Raw genomic sequence first — 255 nt, forward strand, 5'->3', positions numbered from 1 at the left:
GCTGTATGGCATTGTCGATGCGGGCTTCGCTTTCAATAATAATTCCGGCGGTCAAAAGCTCTACACGCTGGCGAGCGGCAACATGCAAGGCAGCCGATGGGGGCTGCGTGGCGTCGAAGACCTCGGCAATGGACTCAAGACGCTGTTCACCGTCGAGAACGGCTTTAGCGTGACCAACGGAAAACTGCTGCAAGGCGGAGACCTGTTCGGTCGCCAGGCCTACGTCGGACTGGCATCGGATCGCTTCGGCTCCGT

General features: G+C 59.2%; 1 protein-coding gene. It reads left to right on the plus strand.

Annotated features, from left to right (window positions below; all coding sequences use genetic code 11):
- Position 1: 1 nt before the first annotated feature.
- On the plus strand, positions 2-255 hold a 254-nt coding region (locus AB3X98_RS42185), incomplete at its 3' end, for a porin (protein ID WP_368607236.1).

The organism is Paraburkholderia sp. BR14312 (genome assembly GCF_040948675.1).
GTDB classification, from domain to species: Bacteria; Pseudomonadota; Gammaproteobacteria; order Burkholderiales; family Burkholderiaceae; genus Paraburkholderia; species Paraburkholderia nodosa_A.